The 17,444-nt window shown below is 67.6% G+C and carries 17 protein-coding genes; 3 read left to right on the forward strand and 14 right to left on the reverse strand.

Going from position 1 to position 17,444, the window contains the following annotated elements:
- Positions 1–57 precede the first annotated feature (57 nt).
- From KZX42_RS06710 to KZX42_RS06760, 11 genes are all read right to left on the reverse strand, one after another.
- On the reverse strand, positions 58–249 hold the full coding sequence (locus tag KZX42_RS06710) for a hypothetical protein (RefSeq protein ID WP_248118258.1): 192 nt from the start codon (positions 247–249) through the stop codon (positions 58–60).
- A gap of 107 nt (positions 250–356) precedes the next feature.
- A complete protein-coding gene (locus KZX42_RS06715) occupies positions 357–3,662 on the reverse strand; it encodes a DEAD/DEAH box helicase (RefSeq protein ID WP_248118261.1) in 3,306 nt (1,101 codons plus the stop codon).
- An 87-nt stretch (positions 3,663–3,749) separates the two neighbouring features.
- Positions 3,750–4,604 (reverse strand): glycosyltransferase, encoded by an 855-nt coding sequence (locus KZX42_RS06720; protein WP_248118263.1) that lies wholly within the window; start codon positions 4,602–4,604, stop codon positions 3,750–3,752.
- Complete coding sequence (locus KZX42_RS06725; RefSeq protein ID WP_248118265.1) at positions 4,601–5,182, reverse strand: SAM-dependent methyltransferase; 582 nt, start codon at positions 5,180–5,182, stop codon at positions 4,601–4,603. Before KZX42_RS06725 ends, KZX42_RS06720 begins: the two co-directional genes overlap by 4 nt.
- Positions 5,175–5,879 (reverse strand): PIG-L family deacetylase, encoded by a 705-nt coding sequence (locus tag KZX42_RS06730; RefSeq protein WP_248118267.1) that lies wholly within the window; start codon positions 5,877–5,879, stop codon positions 5,175–5,177. The genes KZX42_RS06725 and KZX42_RS06730 overlap by 8 nt, the downstream gene beginning before the upstream one ends.
- Positions 5,876–6,976: an acyl-CoA dehydrogenase family protein gene (locus KZX42_RS06735; protein ID WP_248118269.1), complete on the reverse strand. Its 1,101-nt coding sequence runs from the start codon at positions 6,974–6,976 to the stop codon at positions 5,876–5,878. Before KZX42_RS06735 ends, KZX42_RS06730 begins: the two co-directional genes overlap by 4 nt.
- The gene (locus KZX42_RS06740; protein ID WP_248118271.1) at positions 6,973–8,004 is read right to left on the reverse strand and encodes a glycosyltransferase; all 1,032 of its coding nucleotides are present in this window, start codon (positions 8,002–8,004) and stop codon (positions 6,973–6,975) included. The genes KZX42_RS06735 and KZX42_RS06740 overlap by 4 nt, the downstream gene beginning before the upstream one ends.
- On the reverse strand, positions 8,001–8,939 hold the full coding sequence (locus KZX42_RS06745) for a glycosyltransferase (RefSeq protein ID WP_248118273.1): 939 nt from the start codon (positions 8,937–8,939) through the stop codon (positions 8,001–8,003). Before KZX42_RS06745 ends, KZX42_RS06740 begins: the two co-directional genes overlap by 4 nt.
- A 26-nt stretch (positions 8,940–8,965) precedes the next feature.
- Entirely contained in the window at positions 8,966–10,072 is a 1,107-nt protein-coding gene (locus tag KZX42_RS06750) for a glycosyltransferase (RefSeq protein ID WP_292047323.1), read from the reverse strand.
- Positions 10,073–10,349: 277 nt separating this feature from the next.
- Positions 10,350–10,790: a DUF1810 domain-containing protein gene (locus KZX42_RS06755; protein ID WP_282438845.1), complete on the reverse strand. Its 441-nt coding sequence runs from the start codon at positions 10,788–10,790 to the stop codon at positions 10,350–10,352.
- On the reverse strand, positions 10,787–11,125 hold the full coding sequence (locus KZX42_RS06760) for a hypothetical protein (protein ID WP_248118275.1): 339 nt from the start codon (positions 11,123–11,125) through the stop codon (positions 10,787–10,789). Before KZX42_RS06760 ends, KZX42_RS06755 begins: the two co-directional genes overlap by 4 nt.
- 272 nt (positions 11,126–11,397) lie before the next feature.
- Between KZX42_RS06760 and dusA the strand changes: the two genes are divergently transcribed.
- The 3 genes from dusA (at position 11,398) to KZX42_RS06775 (ending at position 13,915) form a co-directional block, all read left to right on the forward strand.
- A complete protein-coding gene (dusA, locus tag KZX42_RS06765; protein ID WP_248118277.1) occupies positions 11,398–12,414 on the forward strand; it encodes a tRNA dihydrouridine(20/20a) synthase DusA in 1,017 nt (338 codons plus the stop codon).
- Positions 12,415–12,480: 66 nt separating this feature from the next.
- Positions 12,481–13,161 (forward strand): hypothetical protein, encoded by a 681-nt coding sequence (locus KZX42_RS06770; protein ID WP_248118279.1) that lies wholly within the window; start codon positions 12,481–12,483, stop codon positions 13,159–13,161.
- Positions 13,162–13,408: 247 nt separating this feature from the next.
- Complete coding sequence (locus KZX42_RS06775; RefSeq protein WP_248118281.1) at positions 13,409–13,915, forward strand: 3D domain-containing protein; 507 nt, start codon at positions 13,409–13,411, stop codon at positions 13,913–13,915.
- 76 nt (positions 13,916–13,991) lie between these two features.
- On the opposite strand, the gene KZX42_RS06780 is transcribed toward KZX42_RS06775, so the two are convergent.
- The 3 genes from KZX42_RS06780 to KZX42_RS06790 all read right to left on the reverse strand — a co-directional run bounded on the left by KZX42_RS06780 (position 13,992) and on the right by KZX42_RS06790 (position 17,370).
- Entirely contained in the window at positions 13,992–14,882 is an 891-nt protein-coding gene (locus tag KZX42_RS06780) for a hypothetical protein (RefSeq protein ID WP_248118283.1), read from the reverse strand.
- A gap of 89 nt (positions 14,883–14,971) precedes the next feature.
- Positions 14,972–15,295, reverse strand: coding sequence for an Mpo1-like protein (locus KZX42_RS06785; RefSeq protein ID WP_248118285.1), 324 nt, complete (start codon positions 15,293–15,295; stop codon positions 14,972–14,974).
- 188 nt (positions 15,296–15,483) lie between these two features.
- Complete coding sequence (locus KZX42_RS06790) at positions 15,484–17,370, reverse strand: DEAD/DEAH box helicase (protein ID WP_248118288.1); 1,887 nt, start codon at positions 17,368–17,370, stop codon at positions 15,484–15,486.
- Positions 17,371–17,444 lie beyond the last annotated feature (74 nt).

Genomic DNA, 17,444 nt, shown 5'->3' on the forward strand with positions numbered 1-17,444 from the left:
TTTTCGAGAGCGAAGACACGACACCGCGCGCCGTGGATCGGCGGGCGGTTCGTGCGGTTAGTTTTTGCGATGACCGGCGCCTGGCTCGCTCGTTTTCGGCGCCTTGCCGTCCTCGATACGAGCCTCATTTCGCAGATCGCGACCTGCCGGGACCTTGCGCTGCGCTTCGGCGCTGTCGCCCTGTTCGTCCAGTTCTTCTCTCAGAAAGCCCGCGGCTTCCTTGATCCGACCTTTGGGGCTCATGGACATTCTCCTGACCACCGCAATCGGGTGCGGTCGATCAGCGCGCCAGCGTCGCAATGGCTCCCGACAAAACCGACCTCGGACGTCAAAATCGGATGCAAGGCGTCTGGTCCTCAGGCCGCCGCGAGTTCGGTCAGAAGCCGTTCAATGAAAACCGCATCATGGGGTCGGTCGTTGGCGGCCTCCACGATGAGACGGCCGTCGGACCAGCGCCGGTCATCGCGCGCGGGAAAGGCCGTCTCCATATCGCGTCGGCGCGCTTCAGCAATCCGCAACGCCGTCGCCTTCGGACCCGACACGATCTCGGTGACGCCGGCGTCTCGGGCCAGCGCCGCGAGGCGGCGGGAGGCGAACAGATCCTCCGCAGGGTCTGGAAGCGGGCCGAACCGATCCTCCGCCTCGTCTCGCAAGGCGTCGACGTCCTCGGCCGTTCCTGCGCGCGCCAGTCGGGCGTACAGATTGATGCGAACGGTCGCGTCGGGGATGTAGTCCGCTGGGAAGCCCCCGGTCGCGCCGACGTTCAGGCTGGGAGCCGCCTGATCGGGGCCGCGGTCGCCTTTCGCCGCAGCGAGCGCGCGCGCCAGAACAGACTGATAGAGGGCCGAGCCGATCAGCCTGACGTGTCCAGCCTGTTCTTCGCCCACCAGATCGCCGCCGCCGCGCAGGTCCAGATCGCGTCCGCTGATCGCAAACCCGGCCCCTAACCGATCGAGGGCTTCCAAGGTCTGCAGACGGGCTTCCGTCGTCGGCGCCATCGGCGCATCGGGATCCGAAAGCAGATAGGTGAAACCCTGTCGCCGCCCTCGTCCGACACGGCCACGAAGCTGATGAAGCTGGGCCAGGCCGAAGCGGTCCGGCCGCCAGATCAGCATCGTATTGGCGCGTGGCACGTCGAGGCCGGTTTCGATGATGTTCGTCGCCAGAAGCACGTCCCCCTCCCCGTCGGAGAAGCGGCTCATGACATTGTCGATTTCAGCGGCCCCCAGGTCGCCGTGCGCCGACACCACCGATAGTTCGGGCGTCAGGGTTCTCAGACGTTGCGCCAGGGGTTCGATGTCGTCAATTCTCGGCACGACGACGAAACTCTGTCCGCCGCGCGCCTTCTCCCGCATCAGCGACAGGCGCACCGCGCCCGCGTCGAACGGGGTCATGAAGGTTCGGATCGGGCGACGGCGGGCGGGCGGGCTGGCGATAAGGCTGACGTCCTGGATTCCGACCAGGGCGCCCTGCAGGGTCCTCGGGATCGGCGTGGCCGACATCGACAGCAGATGCGGCGCCTTTCGCGCCAGGTCCGCCTTCATCTGGGCGCCGAAACGGTGCTCCTCGTCGATGATGACCAGCCCGAGTTCCTGGACCTCCAGCGCATCCGACGCCAAGGCCTGGGTGCCGACCACGATCCGCATGGACCCGTCCGCCAGCCCCGTCTTGACCGCCTTCGCCTCTGCAGCGTCCGCAGCCCGCGACAGATGTCCGATCTGGATGTCCTGGTCCTTAAAACGCTTCCTGAAGACCTCGAAATGCTGACGCGCCAGCACCGTCGTCGGCGCGACCACCATGACCTGCTTTCCGGCAAGGGCCACGGCCGCCGCAGCGCGCAAGGCGACTTCGGTCTTGCCGAAACCGACGTCGCCACAGACAAGCCGGTTCATGGGCTTGCCCGAGCCGAGATCGGCCAGAACCGCCTCGATCGCCTGCGCCTGATCTGGCGTTTCGGGAAAGGCGAAGCCGGCGGCGAAGCGCGCGAGCGCTTGACGTGGCGGCGCGATGGGCTCCGTCCTCAAGGCCGCGCGCGCCTCGGCCCGGGCGGACAGGGCCGCCGCGGCCTCGTCGATCTGGGCGCTAACCTTGGCGCGACGCTTGAGCCAGCCTTCGGTGTTCAGCCGATCCAGCGACACCGCGTCCGGCTCCGAGCCGTAACGCCAAATCTTGCCGAACTCCTCGATCGGCGCGAGGACTGCGCCCCCGCCGTGATACTCGATGCGCAAGACGTCGCGCTCCATCCCGTCGGCGGTGACGCATTCCAGCGCCTTCAGCACGCCAAGGCCGTGGTCTTCATGAATGACCACATCGCCCAGCCGAAGTTCAGTGTCCCCGAAAGCGTCGACGGAACCGGAAGATCCGCGCGCGATCCGGCCGCCGAAGATGTCCGACGGGGTCACGACGACGAGACCGGCTTCCCGCTGTTGAAAGCCGGTGTCCAGGTCAGCGACAACAAGGCCGATCCGCCCCGGCGCGAGCGACGCGATCGCGTCCCAGTCCTCCAGGGCCACGGGCGCCTCGACGCCCTGGCGGCGAAGCAACCGCGCGAGACTTCGGTGCTCGTGCGCTAATCCCGTCAGGACCACGCGATCGCCCGCGTCACACCGGTCGGCGATAAAGCGTTTCAGCGCCCGCCCTGGCGCTCGCTCCAAGGCGAAGACGGGCGCCGACGCGAAGGTCTCGACGGCCAAGGTCGTCGCACCTTTCAAGGCCCGACCAATCTCGGCGTCCGACAAATAGACACGGTCGGGTTGGAGAGGCGGCGCGCCGTCGCTGAACCGCAGGCGGGTGTCATAGGCCTCGATCACCTGCGCGCCTAGGCGTGCGAACCGATCATCCAGACCGATGTCGGTCAGGATCGCCGGGTCGGCGAGGAAATCGAACACCGTCGTCGCGCGCGCCCCGTCCCGCGACGCCCTCGCATCGGGATCGTCGTGGTCGTCGCGCGCACCCGCGCCTGGCCCCCATTCGGAGGCTGGCGTCAGACAGAGCGTCGCGGTCTCCGCCTCTCGACGCTGCGACACGGGATCGAAGGCGTGGATCTCGATGATCCGGTCCGCCTCATCGAGGGTCAGGCGATAGGGTTGGGCCGAGGCGGGCGGGAAGACATCGATCACCGCGCCCAGCACCGCATATTCGCCGGGCTCATCCACGCGCTCGTCCGCCGCGTAGCCCGCATCGCGCAGGAAGGTCTCGAACGCCGCGCGATCCAGCGTCTCGTCGGCCTTCACACGCAGGCGGGCGTCGATCCGTTCACGCGGCGGGGTGCGTTGCGCCACCGCGTCCGGAGAGGTGATCAGAAAGGTCCGACGGTCGCCCGTTTCGGCCAAGGCCGCCAAGACCGCCATTCGCCGGCCCATGCTCTCACGCGAGGGCGCTGCGCGGTCATAGGGCAGGCAATCCCAAGGCGGCAGGACCAGAACTTCGGCGTCACCGACCATGACGGCGAGCGCGGCCGCGATCTCGTCAGCACGACGTTCGCTCGTTGCGACAAAGACGACAGGCTGCAACGGCGTCGTCTCCCTTTGCGCCAGTGCGGCTGCAACGGCCGACGCCGGCATCTTCCAATCCTTCCGATCGTCGGGGCGAGGCACTGGCCCCTCGACCAGAACCTGTTGGCCCGTGGCGGTCATGTCGGGGATGTCGGGTGAGGCGATCATCCTGGCTCAACACCAAGGATCGGCCGGGGTTGCGCCCGCTTCCGTACGCCCGTCCCAGCAATCGCGACCGCGCGCGCCCGAGGCGCATCAGAAGGGATCCGCAGGACCTTTGCGCGCGGCGGCGATCTCGTGCGGGGTAGGCGCGCGACGGATCGTCAATCGGTCCGATGACCAATCGATCAGGCCACGTTCCGCCATCGCGCGTAGCCAGCCGTCCATCGGCCAGATCGACCACTTAGCGTGAAAGCGGTTGGCGTTGGCGATCAGGGCCTGGAAGTGCTGCAGAGGCGGATCATAGCCCTCGTGATGCTGGTGGAAGACCGGCGCGCCGCCGGCGAAGAGGAGCGGCAGGCCGTCTCGCGCGATGCGAAAGCCCAGGTCGGTGTCCTCGGCCCCGTAGCCGACATAGGCCTCGTCGAAGCCGCCAATCCTATGAAAGGTCGAGCGACGGAGCGCGAAGGCCAGCGACCAGAACAGGCCGGGATTGCACTCCAGTCGTTCGCCATCCTGCGGGAAAGGCCGCACAGGGTGGGGACGCCCGGCCGTCTTCAGCTCCGTGGTCGAGAGCGGCCCGGGCGGGATGGCGTCGGCGGGAAGATAGAGCACCTCCGGACAGACGACGGCGTCGTGATCGGCGAGCAAGGCCTTCATCCGGCCGCAGACCGCCGACGACACGATGCAATCCACATCCAGGAACAGGAGGACGTCGCCTGCGGCCGAGGCGGCGGCGAGATTGCGCGCGGCGGCCAGGGGCAAGACCCCGCCGGGCAGGCGTTTGACCGAGACCGGGAAGTCCAGCAGCGGCAGGGTCACGGGCGCGTCGCTCATGTCGATCACGATCAGTTCGTCGGGCGGCGACGCGCTCAGGCTCAGCCCCTCGACCAGCCGGTCCAGGTGCGCCTGCCGGTTGCGCACGAGCGTCAGGGCGGACAGCGTCGTCATTGGCGGCTCCAGAGATCCAGCCGATAGTTCGGATGTCGCTCGGCGACATCCACCGTCATCATGTCAGACAATCCAATCCAGAGCCGCTCGACGGCCGCATCGGCGGTTTGGGGATAGTCCGTGTCGCCGGTCCAGTGGACGAGAAGGAGGCGCCCGCCCCCAACTAGGACCTGGGCGATGCGGCGCGCCGCCAGGTCGAGGTCGGCGTCGCTCCAGTAGTAGGCCACCTCGGACAGGACGACGAGATCCAGACCTTCAAGAACCGGGCAATCGCGGGGAAAGGCGGCGGTCTCGAACCGGACATTCGGCCGTTCCGACAGACGCTGTCGCGCCCGCGAAAGCGCGGTCGGGCTGACATCGATCGCCACCAGATGATCGCAGATCACGCTGAGCCGTTCAGTCAGGACGCCGCCCGCGCAGCCCACCTCCAGGGCGCAAGCGGCCCGCCGCGAAGACAGCGCGGCGATCGTGCGGTCGAACTTGGCCGCCTCATAGGGGCTGGAGGCCAGATCCCATGGATCGGCGTCGCCGGCGAAGATATCCTCGAAATAGGCCGGGGGGAGCGAGCGTTCAGCCATAGGCGTCGCGCCGATACAGGGTGTCGGAGGCGGCGCGCAGACGCCCAGCCCGGTCGAGGCGGAACCCTCTGCCGAACTTCGGCGTCAGCTGGCTTTGATGGGCCGACAAGGCATAGGCCCTGAGGCCGGCGCTCAAAGGTCGCGTCGTGATCCGCACCTTCGCCCCGGACGAAGCCGCCCCCCATACCGCATAGTCGAACACCGCCACAGGCCGACGGGCCATCCCCGCCGCGTGGCGCGTGAGCCCGGCCGCCGCCTGATGATCACAATGCGGGTCGTCCGGCCCTGTGACGGCGATCGCATCCACGCGCCGATCACGGCACAGCGTGGCGAGGCGACGCGCAGCGGCCTCGAACATCGGACTGCCGGGCGGGGCAGGATGGGCGTCCATCCAATCCAGAAAGACCGGCGACGCGGCCGCCGACCCCGCCAGGCGTCGGACGGCGCGCCCCGCCTCCAGGCGTCGAAGCCGGACCAACCGTGCGCGCGAGGCCGCGTCGGGGTGATCGTGCGAGCCAGCGCCGTCGGTGAGGACCACGACCCCCGCCAGGCGTCCAGTCTCGGCGACTTGATGGATCAGAGCGCCAGCGCCCAGCGTCTCATCGTCGGCGTGCGGCGCGATGACCAGCCAACGCGCGGATCGCCAAGGCGAGCGTTCCAGCGCCAGGGTCGCCAACCGACCGGTCTTTGCGCTCACCATAGGGCGTCGCCCTCGCCCCAGAGATCACGGTCCAGCCAGGTCCGCCCCGCCTGGTCCTTCGCATAGTCCGGTCCTGCCTGCCTCAGATAGAGGCTCAGATCACGGCTGATCTTGTCGATCCGCTCCCCGTCGAAGGCGCTGCGCGTCCCCACCGCCCGCGCCGCCAACTCCATGACATCCAGGGCGCTGCGTTCCACGACGCCCCGCGTGGCGCGTGCGAAATCCTCGGCGTCCGGCGCTTCGGACGCCGCCCGCATTGCGGCTTCGCGCACCCAAAGCCAAGCCGTTCGCGCGGCCACGACCGCATCGGCGAACCGCGCGCGCTGGATCGGATCGCCCCGCGCAGCCTCGGACAGGGCCTCGCGCAGAGCCAGGACCAGGCCTTCGATTCCTCCCAGCTGCACCGCCGTGAAGCGCCATGCACCGGCCGTGAAGCGCGGCTCGCGATCATAATCGCCCGCACGCCCCAGCCGCTGTTCGGGCTCGATCTCCAACCCTGTCAGATCATAGCGCCCGCTGGTCGTCGCGCGCATGCCGCGCACGCGCCAGCCGCTCAGGTCGGCGCGCTCCGCCTCGTCAGCCGGCACGATGATCAGTTGACGAGCGCCCTGCTCGGGTTGGGCGGTGACGACGGCATGGCGCAAACCGCCCGCGCCCGTTGCGAACATCTTGGCGCCGTGCAGACGATCGCCGATGAGACGAACGCCGGGCGGCGGCTCCGTCGCCCAGACGCCGAACCAACCGCCCTGAGCCAGAACGGCGCCGAGCCAGGCCTTCTGGCGCGTATCGCCATACCAATCGAACAGCGCCAGGGCGTTCACATGGCCTTCGAATAGTCGCCCTACGCTGAGATCGGCCCGCCCGACGCATCGTAAGGCGTCCATCAGGGCGAGCGCCCTGCCGGCCGGTCCGTCGTAGACCGTCCCGCCGCTTTCCACCGGCGCGAAACGTCGGCCCCAGCCCTGACGCGCGAGCAGGGTCATGCTCTCGATGGGATAGTGCGGCGAAGCGTCGTAACGCGCGCCAAGATCGGCAAGCCGACGTTCAAGGTCGATCAGCGGCGCCTTCCCGGCGGCCTTGGTCAGGTGGCTCACGCGCGGCCTCGCATTTTCGATGCAAGGCCGAGCAGCCATTCGCCTGCCGCCTTCAACCCCTCGCCAGTGACGGCCTGGCGGTCGGACGCGCGCAGGGCCAGACTGCCCTCGAGGATCGCCGGCCATCGGGACGCCTCCGGCCAGTGGTCGAGCACGACCGCCGCCCCGGCGCGCGCCAGGGCGGCGGCCTTGGTCATCTGCTCGCCATAGGCGCGCGGCTCAGGCAGGCAGATGAACGGCTTGTCGGCCGCGATCACCGCATTCACCAGACCATCGCCCGCCGCGCCCACCACGATCTCGACCTTGTCCATCTCCTCGGCCACGCTTTCGATCCAGCCGCGAAGCTGGAGGTTCGGCGGAAGGACAGGCGGAGAGGTGATGGGGCCGATGCCCGTCCAGAGCCGGTCGGGCGTCATGGCGGCGGCCTCGACCAGCCGCGCCCCGTCCAGCGGCCGCCCTCCGCGGCCATGGACGACCAGAACGCCTGAGCCTCGGCGGCGACGGGAGGCGTCACGGGGCGCGACATAATGCGTCTTTTGTCGAACCCAGTCCGGCGCGAGGCTGTCCAGGGTCTCGTGGAAAGGCGCGAGCAGAGCCGCCGCGCCCCGAAAGGCGTCGAGGTGGGCGGGGTCCGACCGATCGCCCGACAGCCGGACATAGACGACGGGCGTGGAGCAGAGCCTCGCCAACATCGCCATCTCCACCGAAACATCGATCACGACCAGCGCCGGCGACGTTCGGGCGATCCAGTCGGCGAAACGGGCCGCCCGCGCCCGGACGCCTGGGTGGTGATAGGGCGCATAATGGAGGGCGTCAGGTCTCGCCAGCGCATCGTCTCGGCCCGAGAAGGCGTCGTCCGCATCAGGTCGATCATCGTCCAGATCGACGCTGGCGACGCCCGGTGTGCGCCCCGTCAATCCGGTGCCGAGCAGGACGAACCGCTCCGGCGCAGCGGATGCGATCTCGAGCGCCCGCTGGCGATGCCCGTCGCCCTGATGATGCACGTAATAGCCGATCAAATCGCTCATGCGGCGCCTGCATGACGCTGGCCTAGGTCGGCGCAGTCGGCCCAGGACCGCAGATTCAGATCGAGCGGCATCGGCTCCAACTGGGCCTCGAGAAGGGACAACCCCTGATCGCCGCCGGCGCGGGCGCGTTGCGCGCGTCGCCAGACCGCCCTCCGCCGCCAGTGTCGGAAGTCCGGCGCCAGGATCGGATCGCCGTCGCGCGCCTGGACGAAGAGGCGCGCCATGTGCTCAGCCATGCCGCCGGCGGCGCGCCCCGTAAGGCGGGGCGAGACCCGCGTCCAGACCGAGAGGGGATGGACAAGCCGTGCGCCCTTGGCCTGGGCCGCGATCACAAGCCCCCTATCCTCCCCCGTCGGCAGCTCCGGCACGCCACCAGCTTGCCGATAGGCCTCGGCGGTGATGGCGAGGCTAGCGCCGGTATGGTCGCCATGGCGTGGCGACGGATCGTGTGGCGACGGGTCAAGATCGTCCTCGATGGCGCGGACGGCGGCCCAATAGGCGTCCCATACCTGCTGCAAGGCGACCATCGATCGCGGGAGGTCTTCAGCCTCGTCGATCACCAGCCGTCCGCCGACCATGTCCGCGCCCGTGGAGAGGGCGGCGAGATTGGCCGATAACCAGGTCCGCGGCGGGCGGGCGTCGGCGTCCGTCGAGATGAGAACCCCGCCCGGCGCCGATCCCAAACGCGCAAGACCGGCGCCCATGGCCGCGCGCCGCGCGGCGCCGGCGTGGGCGCGATGGGGCGCGAACCATTCCACCTCGACGCGGACGTCCAGCCGCTCCCGCCAGCGGTCAGCCGCCTCCTGCACGACCTCGACCGAACCATCGGTGGAGTTATTGATGCAGACGGCGACGGGTATGGGCCCGCGATAATCCTGGGCCGCAAGCGCCGCCAGCAGGACGGGAAGACGCTGCTTTTCGTTTCGGGCGGGCACGCAAACGCAAAAACGCAAAGACGACGTCATGCGATCAAGCGGTCCTCAACGGCGTCATTGGCGCGCACGGCCGAGGCGTGGTGCATCTCGACAAGCTCGACATAGAGCTGCTCGTAGGCGTCGACCATGCGCCCCATGTCGCAGGCCGCTTCCGCCCTGGCGCGACAGGCCGACCGTGAAAGACTGATGGCCTCCACGATCGCGCGCGCCAAGTCCTCAACGTCGTCGGGTCGGGCCAAGGCGCCGCAGTCCTTTGTGAGGATGTCGGGAATGGCCCCACGAGCGAAGGCGGCGACGGGTGTGCCGCACGCCAAGGCCTCCGCCACCACCAGCCCATAGGGTTCATCCCAAAGAGGGGTGCAGACGAAGGCGGCGGCCTTTCCGATCTCTTGCGACAAGGCGTCGTGGTCCAGGTGACCCAGATAGAGGGTGTTCGACGTCAACCGCGGCGCAATCTCGGTGGCGAAATAGGTCTCGTCCAGGATGGGCCCTGCGAACCGGAGGGGAATTCCGGCGCGCGCGGCGGCGTCGAGCCCCAGATGAAGCCCTTTTTCCGGGACGATCCTGCCGAACCAGATCAGATGGGGCGGGTCGTCGATGCGGTCGCCCCAGGCGAAGCGCTGCAAATCGATCCCATTGGGAATGACCCGGTCGATGGCGCGGACATGGCTCCATTGCCGACGCATGGCTTCCGAAACGCTGACGAACCTGGCCATCGGCGCGCGCGCCTCGCGAATACCGCTCTCCAGCCAGCAAAAGGGGGGCGTATGCAGCGTGGTGACCATGGGCATCGGCAGGGTCTCGGCCATCGAGACCGGGAGATAATGCAGGCTGTTGTTATGGATTATGTCGAACGCACTGCGCCGAAGTCGGCCCATCAGGGAGAGATAGGCGTGATGCTCCTTGAAGAAGGCGACATCGCTCGCCTCGGCGGTGCCGACCTTCGAGATTTCCGTCTGATCGCAGACGGCTTCAAGACCCAGCTCCGGGTTGGAATGCGTCGCCGCAAACAGCGTGACCGCATGACCCTTCTTGCGAAGTTGCTGACAGAGGAGATGGGTGTGCATTTCAAGGCCGCCCGCAAACGGCTCGGCGATCGGATATTTGAGATGGGCGATAACGCCGATGCGCATCAATGCCGTCCGTGACCGACAACCCGATCCCCCTCGGATCGGTCCATGGCGTTACGCCTGGGTTTCAAAGTCGATGCGGGGCCGTTCGTTCCTGTGTGCGGTTTCGCTCCCGGCCTCGTCGAGGCTGGAGTTGTCGGTCGACCGTCCAGCGCCGCCCCCACACAATACGGCTATGGCCGTCAGGATCCAGCATCGAGCGCATCCTGAGGGCGCAAGGGTCATCGCCGACGCCTGAACTGCGCAACGACGACGAAACGCCCGGAACGCCAACTCCTGTTCAAAGGCGATCCGGCCCGATCCGGGCGGCCGCCACGAGAGTCGATGTCAGCGGATCAGGCGACAGAGCCCAGCGTGTGAGCGCCGCCTCAAACACGGTCGGGTTGATCGCCACGGCGGCGAAGAGCGTCATCGACGACCGAAACTTGAGATCATCCGGCGATCCGAAGAGCTGGCGCAACGACGCCGCCGGCGCCGTTGTCGCTGTCTGGGCGGCGCGGCGCAGCCGCTCGCTCAAGACGGGATCCGCCATATAGGCCTGCGCCTCAGCAAAAGATGTGATCCCATAGAAGGCGGCAGTCGAAGACCGCCCTAAAGATCGGGCTTGCGGAAAGATGAACCACATCCAATGGCCCGCCTTGCGACCGGCGGCGAGCTCGGCCATCGCCCGCTCGAACACCGGGTCTTGCGCCTCGACGAAGCGGTTCAGCCCTGCCGTCATTCGCGCGTATCGCCCAAATCTTCGAACCAGTCTGCATAGGGGGTGTTCAGCGCCATGTGGCGGTTGAAATCGGGCGAGCCGTCGGCCCACCAGACCGGTCCCCGTTCGCCTAAACCGACCTTGGCCTTGTCGACCGCGCGCCGCGCCGTGGCCAGCGCGTCCGCGTCCCCGCTCACCCCGGCCGAGCGCACCGCCCGGCGCGCCGCCATCAACTCGCGGACGAGGCGGTCTCGTTCCCGCGCCGATAGACCGGGATCGGCGCATCGCCAGAGGCGGCCCCGCACCACGAAATACCGACCGTCCGGGGTGGCGGGATAGGACGAAGACCGTGTCATCCCCCCAAAACGCTCAGAACGCGCAATGGCGCCGCTCTCCTCGCGGCCAGCGTGACCGCCCATGCCTTGGCATTGTCGAACCGCAGGAAGTTCTCGCTCGCAACATGCCCATTACACCAAACGGGGGCGCGCCACCGACAGACTTTTGGCCGCGGATCGAAGCCATGCTACGGGTGCAGAAGGGCCCAGTGAGTTGTCGCAGAGGGGCGATTATCTTCGGAAAAGCGCGTAATGGCGTGGCCTGACGCCATCCCCTCTGACCCTACGGAACAATGTCGATAGACCAGGCACGCACACTCTCCGTCGCCCCGATGATGGACTGGACCGACCGGCATTGCCGGGCGTTTCATCGGGCGCTGACGGGGCGGGCGTTGCTTTATACGGAGATGGTGACGGCGCCGGCGGTGGTGCATGGGGATCGCGAGCGGTTGCTGGGGTTCGACGTGGTCGAGCATCCGGTGGCGCTGCAACTGGGCGGGTCCGATCCGGCGCAGTTGGCCGAGGCGGCCAGGATCGGCGAGGCGTTCGGCTATGACGAGATCAATCTGAACGTCGGCTGCCCGTCCGACCGGGTGCAGTCGGGTCGGTTCGGCGCGTGTCTGATGCGCGAACCCGAACTGGTCGCCGACTGCATGGCCGCGATCCGCGAGGCCGTCGCCGTGCCCGCCACCGTCAAATGCCGCATCGGGGTGGACGATCAGGACCCCGAGGTCAGCTTGTTCGCCACGGTGGACGCCTGCGCCGCCGTCGGGATCGCGGTCTTCATCGTCCATGCGCGCAAGGCCTGGCTGAAAGGTCTGTCACCCAAGGAGAACCGCGACGTGCCGCCGCTGGACTATGGGCTGGTGCGTCGGTTGAAGCGCGAGCGGCCGCATCTGAACGTGTCGATCAACGGCGGGATCGCGTCGCTGGGCGCCGCCGAGAGGTTGCTGGCCGAGGAAGACGGGGTGCGGCTGGACGGCGTCATGCTGGGGCGCGCGGCCTATCACGAGCCGGCCATCCTGGGTCAGGCGGATCGGCGCCTGTTCGGAGAGGCCGTCGCCGATATCGACGCCTTCCAGGCGGTGGAGCGCTATCGGCCCTACATGGCCGCGCGTTTGGGCGAGGGCGTCGCCCTGTCGGCGATGACGCGCCATATGCTGGGGCTGATGCACGGCCGACCGGGCGCGCGGGCGTTCCGGCGCATCCTGACGGTGGAGGCGATCCGGCCGGGCGCGGGGCTGGAGGTGTTGGATCGCGCCGTCGAAGCGGTGCGCGAGGCCGAGGCGCGGCGCGATCAGGCGACGTAACTCATTCTTCAAGAGCGGCGGGCAGGATGGCGACAATCCCCTCTTTCAGTTCCCGGAAACCGCGTCATGTCTCGCCATCTTCGACTGACCCCGCTGGTCATCGCCGCCTGTCTGATCCCGTGCGCGGTTCAGGCCCAGTCCAACGAGGGGGGCCGGTTCGCCGTAGGCGCCCAGGTCGGGACGCCCGGTCTGGGACTTCAGGCGCAATGGACGCTGGGCCCCAGGGTGGTGCTGCGCGGCGGTTATGACGTGCTGGATTGGGATCGCGACCAGACCTACAAGGGCATCGATTACGACGCCAAGATCGACTTCAAGTCGCCCGGCGCCTTCGTGGACCTGCACCCGTTCGAGAATGGTTTCCTGGTGTCGGCGGGCGCCTATTTCGGCAGCCGCAAGATCGATCTGGACGCCACCCCGACCGGCAATGTGAACATCGGCGGCGCCACCTTCACCCCTGCCCAGGTTGGAACCCTGACGGGGCGGATCGATCTGGAGAAGACCGCCCCCTTCATCGGCGTCGGCTACGACAACACCTTCACCCTGAACGGCCGCTTGGGCTTTCGCCTTCTGGCCGGCGCGGCGTTCGGCGACAAGCCGAAGGTCGATCTGGATGCGCGGGGCGGAACCCTGTCGAACGACCTCGTCTTCCGTGCGCGTCTGGACGACGAAGAGCGCCAGATTCAGGACGAGGCCGACAAATACAAGGTCCTGCCGGTCGTCCAAGCCGGCCTTAATTTCAGATTCTAGCCGTCAGAGAGCGGATTGGGGCGATCATGCCGAACGCGCCAGCTCGCCTGAAATATTCTTTATTTTTCGAAGGTTAACTACGAAACAAATCGTAACGCGCCGCGCATCGGGCGCGTTCGCCGCTTTCTCGCCACAAGTTAACGCGAAAAGACGCCCGCCGGCGGCGTTGGGAGCCGGCGCCTCCTGAGCCAAGCCTATGATCGGCGCGTCCGCTGCTCTCGCCATGTTTTGGGCCGCCCTATCGTCGATGACGAGCGGGCCTGTCCCCTACAATGTCGCAGTCGCGGCGGATCAGGTCAGGGCTGAAACCCCTGCCGAAACGATCAGTTCCGAAGCCGTCGAAACGGCCTTGAACGCCGAACAGACCGAACTGATGGCCAGCGATCCCGACTGGCGCGCCTCGGCCCGCCTCTATCATGCCGGCGGCGGCGGCGCGACGGGCAACGATTCCCTGGGCTGCCGCCCGATCGCCATGCGCACCGTCGCGGTCGATCCCCGCGTCATTCCGCGCCGCACCAAGCTGTTCATCCGCGAAACGGTAGGCATGCGTCTGGCCGATGGCACCATCCACGACGGCTACTGGTATGCTTCCGACACGGGCGGCGCGATCAAGGGCCAGAAGGTCGACCTGTTCACCGGCAACGGCCGCGGCTCGATGACCCAGGCGCAACGTCTGAATATGCGGACGCTGACCATCGTGGACGCCGGCGATTTCGACGGCTGCCCCCCGGCCTGGACAAACGCCTCCAACTGATCCTGCCTGAAACGGAAAACGCCGGCTGACCGATCAGGTCAGCCGGCGTTTTCGCGCCTGCGACGCCTGGCGGGCGTCAGTCCAACTCGGACACTTCCAGCGTGGATTGGACCATGCTGTCGTTATAGGTGCCGACCCAGATGTCGTAGCGACCGCTCTGGGGATTGGTGATGGTGACCTTGGGGTCCAGGTCGCCGCCGCTGTCGTCGTCACAATAGAAGCGGCCGTTCGGCGTGTTCACCAGCAGGGTGGTGTCCTCCGAAGAGCGCACGCGGAAGGTCAGATCCCCCTCGCCCGGTTCGAAGAAGATCTGGATGTCCGGCGCGGCGCTGACGGACCCCTGGCATCCCGCCTTGGCCGCCGAGGCCGGCACGGAGCCGCCGGCCATGATCGACTTGGTCCACGGATCGGGCGTGAATCCGCCACGCAGGGTGGCCGTTCCATAGTTGGGCTCCAGGTCGATGTCCGGCGCGGCGCCGGACGTGCTGTCGGAACCGCCTAGTTCGCTGATCTTCAGCGTCGATTGAACCATGCTGTCGTTATAGGTGCCCAGCCAGATGTCGTAGCGGCCGCTTTCGGGGTCCGAAATGGTCACGAGCGGGTTCAGCTCGCCGCCGCCGTCGTCGTCGCAGTACCAGCGCCCGCCGGGGGTGTTGATCAGCAGGGTGGTGTCCTCGGACGCCGCCGCGCTGATCGTTAGGTCCAGATCGCCGGCGGTGTAGTTCAGTTGCAGGTCGGGGGCGGCGCTGACCTTGCCTTCGCAACCCGACTTGGCGGCCGAGGCGGGGATGGAGCCGCCGGCCAGAATCGACTTGGTCCAGGGGTCGGGCGTGAACCCGGTCTCCAGCCGCACCGAACCGTAGTTGGGCTCCAAGGTGAAGTCGGGCTTGGCGCCGCCCTTTTGGGCGAAACTGACGCCGGGGGCCAGCAGGACCGAAGCGGCGGCGACGAAGGCGATGGATTTCATTGAAGCTCCCTCCAGCAACGGCTGACCGCCGCACGCAGGCATCCTAATGGCTTTCAGGTAATGGCGCAGCTTGAAATCGAAGCCGGTCGTCAAAACCGTCGGCGGCCCGAGATGGTTTCGAAGAACAGGCGGAAGTCACCCATCAGGCTCCACAGCGGATATTTGAACGTCGCCGGACGGTTCTTCTCGAAGAAGAAATGCCCGACCCAAGCGAAGCCGTATCCTACCAGAGGCATGGCCAGCAGCCACCAGCCGTTCTGCGTCGCCAGAAAGGCTGCGAAGGCCAGGATCACAAAGCCCGTGCCCACGACGTGAATGCGCCGACAGATGCGGTTGGAATGCTCGTGGATGTAATAGGGATAGAAGGCCTCAAACGAGGCGTATCGTCCCTCGGGCGCGGACGGGGTGCTCATGGACACAGCCTGCGCCCGGATTTGGCGGGTGGCAAGTCACGCGATCCGCCCGAATGCTCCCGTGTCATCCTGGGGCTCGAGCCCACGATCCATAAGCTTGGCCTCGAAGACCGCGTATGACGGCGACCATCGGGAATATGCATCCTCGCCACGAGGGCGAGGATGACGGGGAGCGTAGAACGGCAGATTCAGCCCTTCGGCTTGCCCTTGAAGCCGTCCTTCTTGAAGCCCGGCTTGGCCTTGAACGGCTTCTTGGCGAAGGGTTTGTCGCCGGCGGGCTTGCCGCCTTCGGCCGCCTTGGGCGCCCAGGGTTTCTTCTTGAAGGGCGGGCGAGCGTCGCCCTCGCCTTCGGCGCGTTTATAGGGGGTCTTCTTGAACGGGCGATCGCCGTCTTCGCGGTTCGACTTGCCTGCGAAACGGCTGGCCTTCATCGCGCCTGGCGTCGGGGCCTCCGAAGGGGTGATGCGGACCTCGTCCTTGGACGCGGCGATGGCTTCGCGGAACGCCTTTTCGTGGGTCTTGGCGATCTCGAACCGGGTCTCTTCGGGGAAGGTGCGAATGGCGCCGATCTGGGGTTTCGAGATGCCGCCGATGCGGCAGATCAGCGGGATCAGCCATTTGGGGTCGGCGTTCTTGTTGCGGCCCACGTCCAGGCGGAACCAGGTCACATCGTCAGCGCCCAAGCGCTCGCCGGGCCAGGGCTGAGCCGCCGTGCCGTCGTCGTTTCGGACCATGCGGTCGCGCTTGGCGGGGCCGCGATCGGCGCCCGGATCGGACAGTTCTTCCGGCGCCGGCTGCTCCTTGCGCAGCAGACGCACAAGGGCGGCGGCGATCTCGTCGGGCGTGCGCTCGGCGATCATGCGCTTGGCGACGATCATGTCCTCGTCGGTGACTTCGGCCTCGAAGAATTCGGGCGACAGCAGGCGGCCTTCATCGGCCTTGCGGATTTCGTCGAAGGTCGGAGCGCCCGACCAGACGGCGTCGACCCCGGCCTCGTCCATCAGCCGCTCGGCCTTGCGACGACGCGAATGCGGCACCAGCATCACGGAAACGCCCTTCTTGCCCGCACGGCCGGTCCGGCCCGAACGGTGCAGCAGGCCGGCGCGGTTCATCGGGAGTTCGGCGTGGATGACCAGACCCAGGTCCGGCAGGTCCAGACCGCGCGCGGCGACATCGGTGGCGACGCAGACGCGGGCGCGGCCGTCACGCAGCGACTGAAGCGCGTCGGTGCGCTCGCGCTGACCCATTTCGCCCGACAGCGACACGGTCGAGAAGCCGCGCTCCAGCAGCGAGGATTGCAGGTGACGCACGCTGTCGCGTGTCGAGCAGAAGACCATGGCGCGCGGCGCCTCGAACCAGCGCAGGGTGTTGACCACCGCGTGCTCGATCTCGTTGGGCGCAATGCGATAGGCGCGGTATTCGATGTCGGCGTGCTGGCGCGTCTTGTCGGTCGCGTCGATGCGGACCGCGTCCTTCTGATAGCGTTTGGCCAGGGTGGCGATATCGCGCGCGATGGTCGCCGAGAACAGCAGGGTGCGGCGTTCGGCCGGCGCCTGATCCAGAATGAACTCCAGATCTTCGCGGAAGCCCATGTCCAGCATCTCGTCGGCCTCGTCCAGGACGGCGACCTTCAGCTCCGACAGGTCCAGGTTGCCCCGGTCGATGTGATCCTTCAGGCGGCCCGGCGTGCCGACGACGATGTGAACGCCAAAGCCCAGGGCGCGGGCTTCGCGACGCGCATCCATGCCGCCGACGCAGGTGGCGATCTTGGCGCCGGAATCGGCGTACAGCCACTGAAGCTCGGACGCGACCTGCATGGCCAGTTCGCGGGTCGGGGCGATGGCCAGGCACAGCGGCGCGCCGCCCGGGCCGAAGATCGGCTTGTCGCCCAGCAGGGTCGGCGCAGCGGCCAGACCGAAGGCCACCGTCTTGCCCGATCCGGTCTGGGCCGAGACCAGCAGGTCGCGATCCGCATGTTCGCCTTCCAGAACGGCGGCCTGAACCGGAGTGGGTTCGGCATAGCCCTTGTTGATCAGGGCGCGGTCGAGCGCGGGGTGGACGGCGGGAAAGGGCATGGGAAACCTGGGCAAACGGACAAGGGCGGTCGCCGAAACGACCGCGCCCGGCCGAGGTCAGACCTCAGGCCGGG

This window comes from Brevundimonas sp. EYE_349, from assembly GCF_023147505.1.
Classification (GTDB): domain Bacteria; phylum Pseudomonadota; class Alphaproteobacteria; order Caulobacterales; family Caulobacteraceae; genus Brevundimonas.

Excerpts from the sequence above, each read along its gene's own strand:
- KZX42_RS06720 (WP_248118263.1), bottom strand. The coding sequence starts at position 4,604 with ATGACGACGCTGTCCGCCCTGACGCTCGTGCGCAACCGGCAGGCGCAC.
- dusA (WP_248118277.1), top strand. The coding sequence starts at position 11,398 with ATGTCGATAGACCAGGCACGCACACTCTCCGTCGCCCCGATGATGGAC.
- KZX42_RS06725 (WP_248118265.1), bottom strand. The coding sequence starts at position 5,182 with ATGGCTGAACGCTCGCTCCCCCCGGCCTATTTCGAGGATATCTTCGCC.
- KZX42_RS06715 (WP_248118261.1), bottom strand. The coding sequence starts at position 3,662 with ATGATCGCCTCACCCGACATCCCCGACATGACCGCCACGGGCCAACAG.
- KZX42_RS06790 (WP_248118288.1), bottom strand. The coding sequence starts at position 17,370 with ATGCCCTTTCCCGCCGTCCACCCCGCGCTCGACCGCGCCCTGATCAAC.
- KZX42_RS06775 (WP_248118281.1), top strand. The coding sequence starts at position 13,409 with ATGACGAGCGGGCCTGTCCCCTACAATGTCGCAGTCGCGGCGGATCAG.
- KZX42_RS06755 (WP_282438845.1), bottom strand. The coding sequence starts at position 10,790 with ATGACGGCAGGGCTGAACCGCTTCGTCGAGGCGCAAGACCCGGTGTTC.
- KZX42_RS06760 (WP_248118275.1), bottom strand. The coding sequence starts at position 11,125 with ATGACACGGTCTTCGTCCTATCCCGCCACCCCGGACGGTCGGTATTTC.
- KZX42_RS06750 (WP_292047323.1), bottom strand. The coding sequence starts at position 10,072 with ATGCGCATCGGCGTTATCGCCCATCTCAAATATCCGATCGCCGAGCCG.
- KZX42_RS06780 (WP_248118283.1), bottom strand. The coding sequence starts at position 14,882 with ATGAAATCCATCGCCTTCGTCGCCGCCGCTTCGGTCCTGCTGGCCCCC.
- KZX42_RS06770 (WP_248118279.1), top strand. The coding sequence starts at position 12,481 with ATGTCTCGCCATCTTCGACTGACCCCGCTGGTCATCGCCGCCTGTCTG.
- KZX42_RS06785 (WP_248118285.1), bottom strand. The coding sequence starts at position 15,295 with ATGAGCACCCCGTCCGCGCCCGAGGGACGATACGCCTCGTTTGAGGCC.
- KZX42_RS06740 (WP_248118271.1), bottom strand. The coding sequence starts at position 8,004 with ATGAGCGATTTGATCGGCTATTACGTGCATCATCAGGGCGACGGGCAT.
- KZX42_RS06710 (WP_248118258.1), bottom strand. The coding sequence starts at position 249 with ATGTCCATGAGCCCCAAAGGTCGGATCAAGGAAGCCGCGGGCTTTCTG.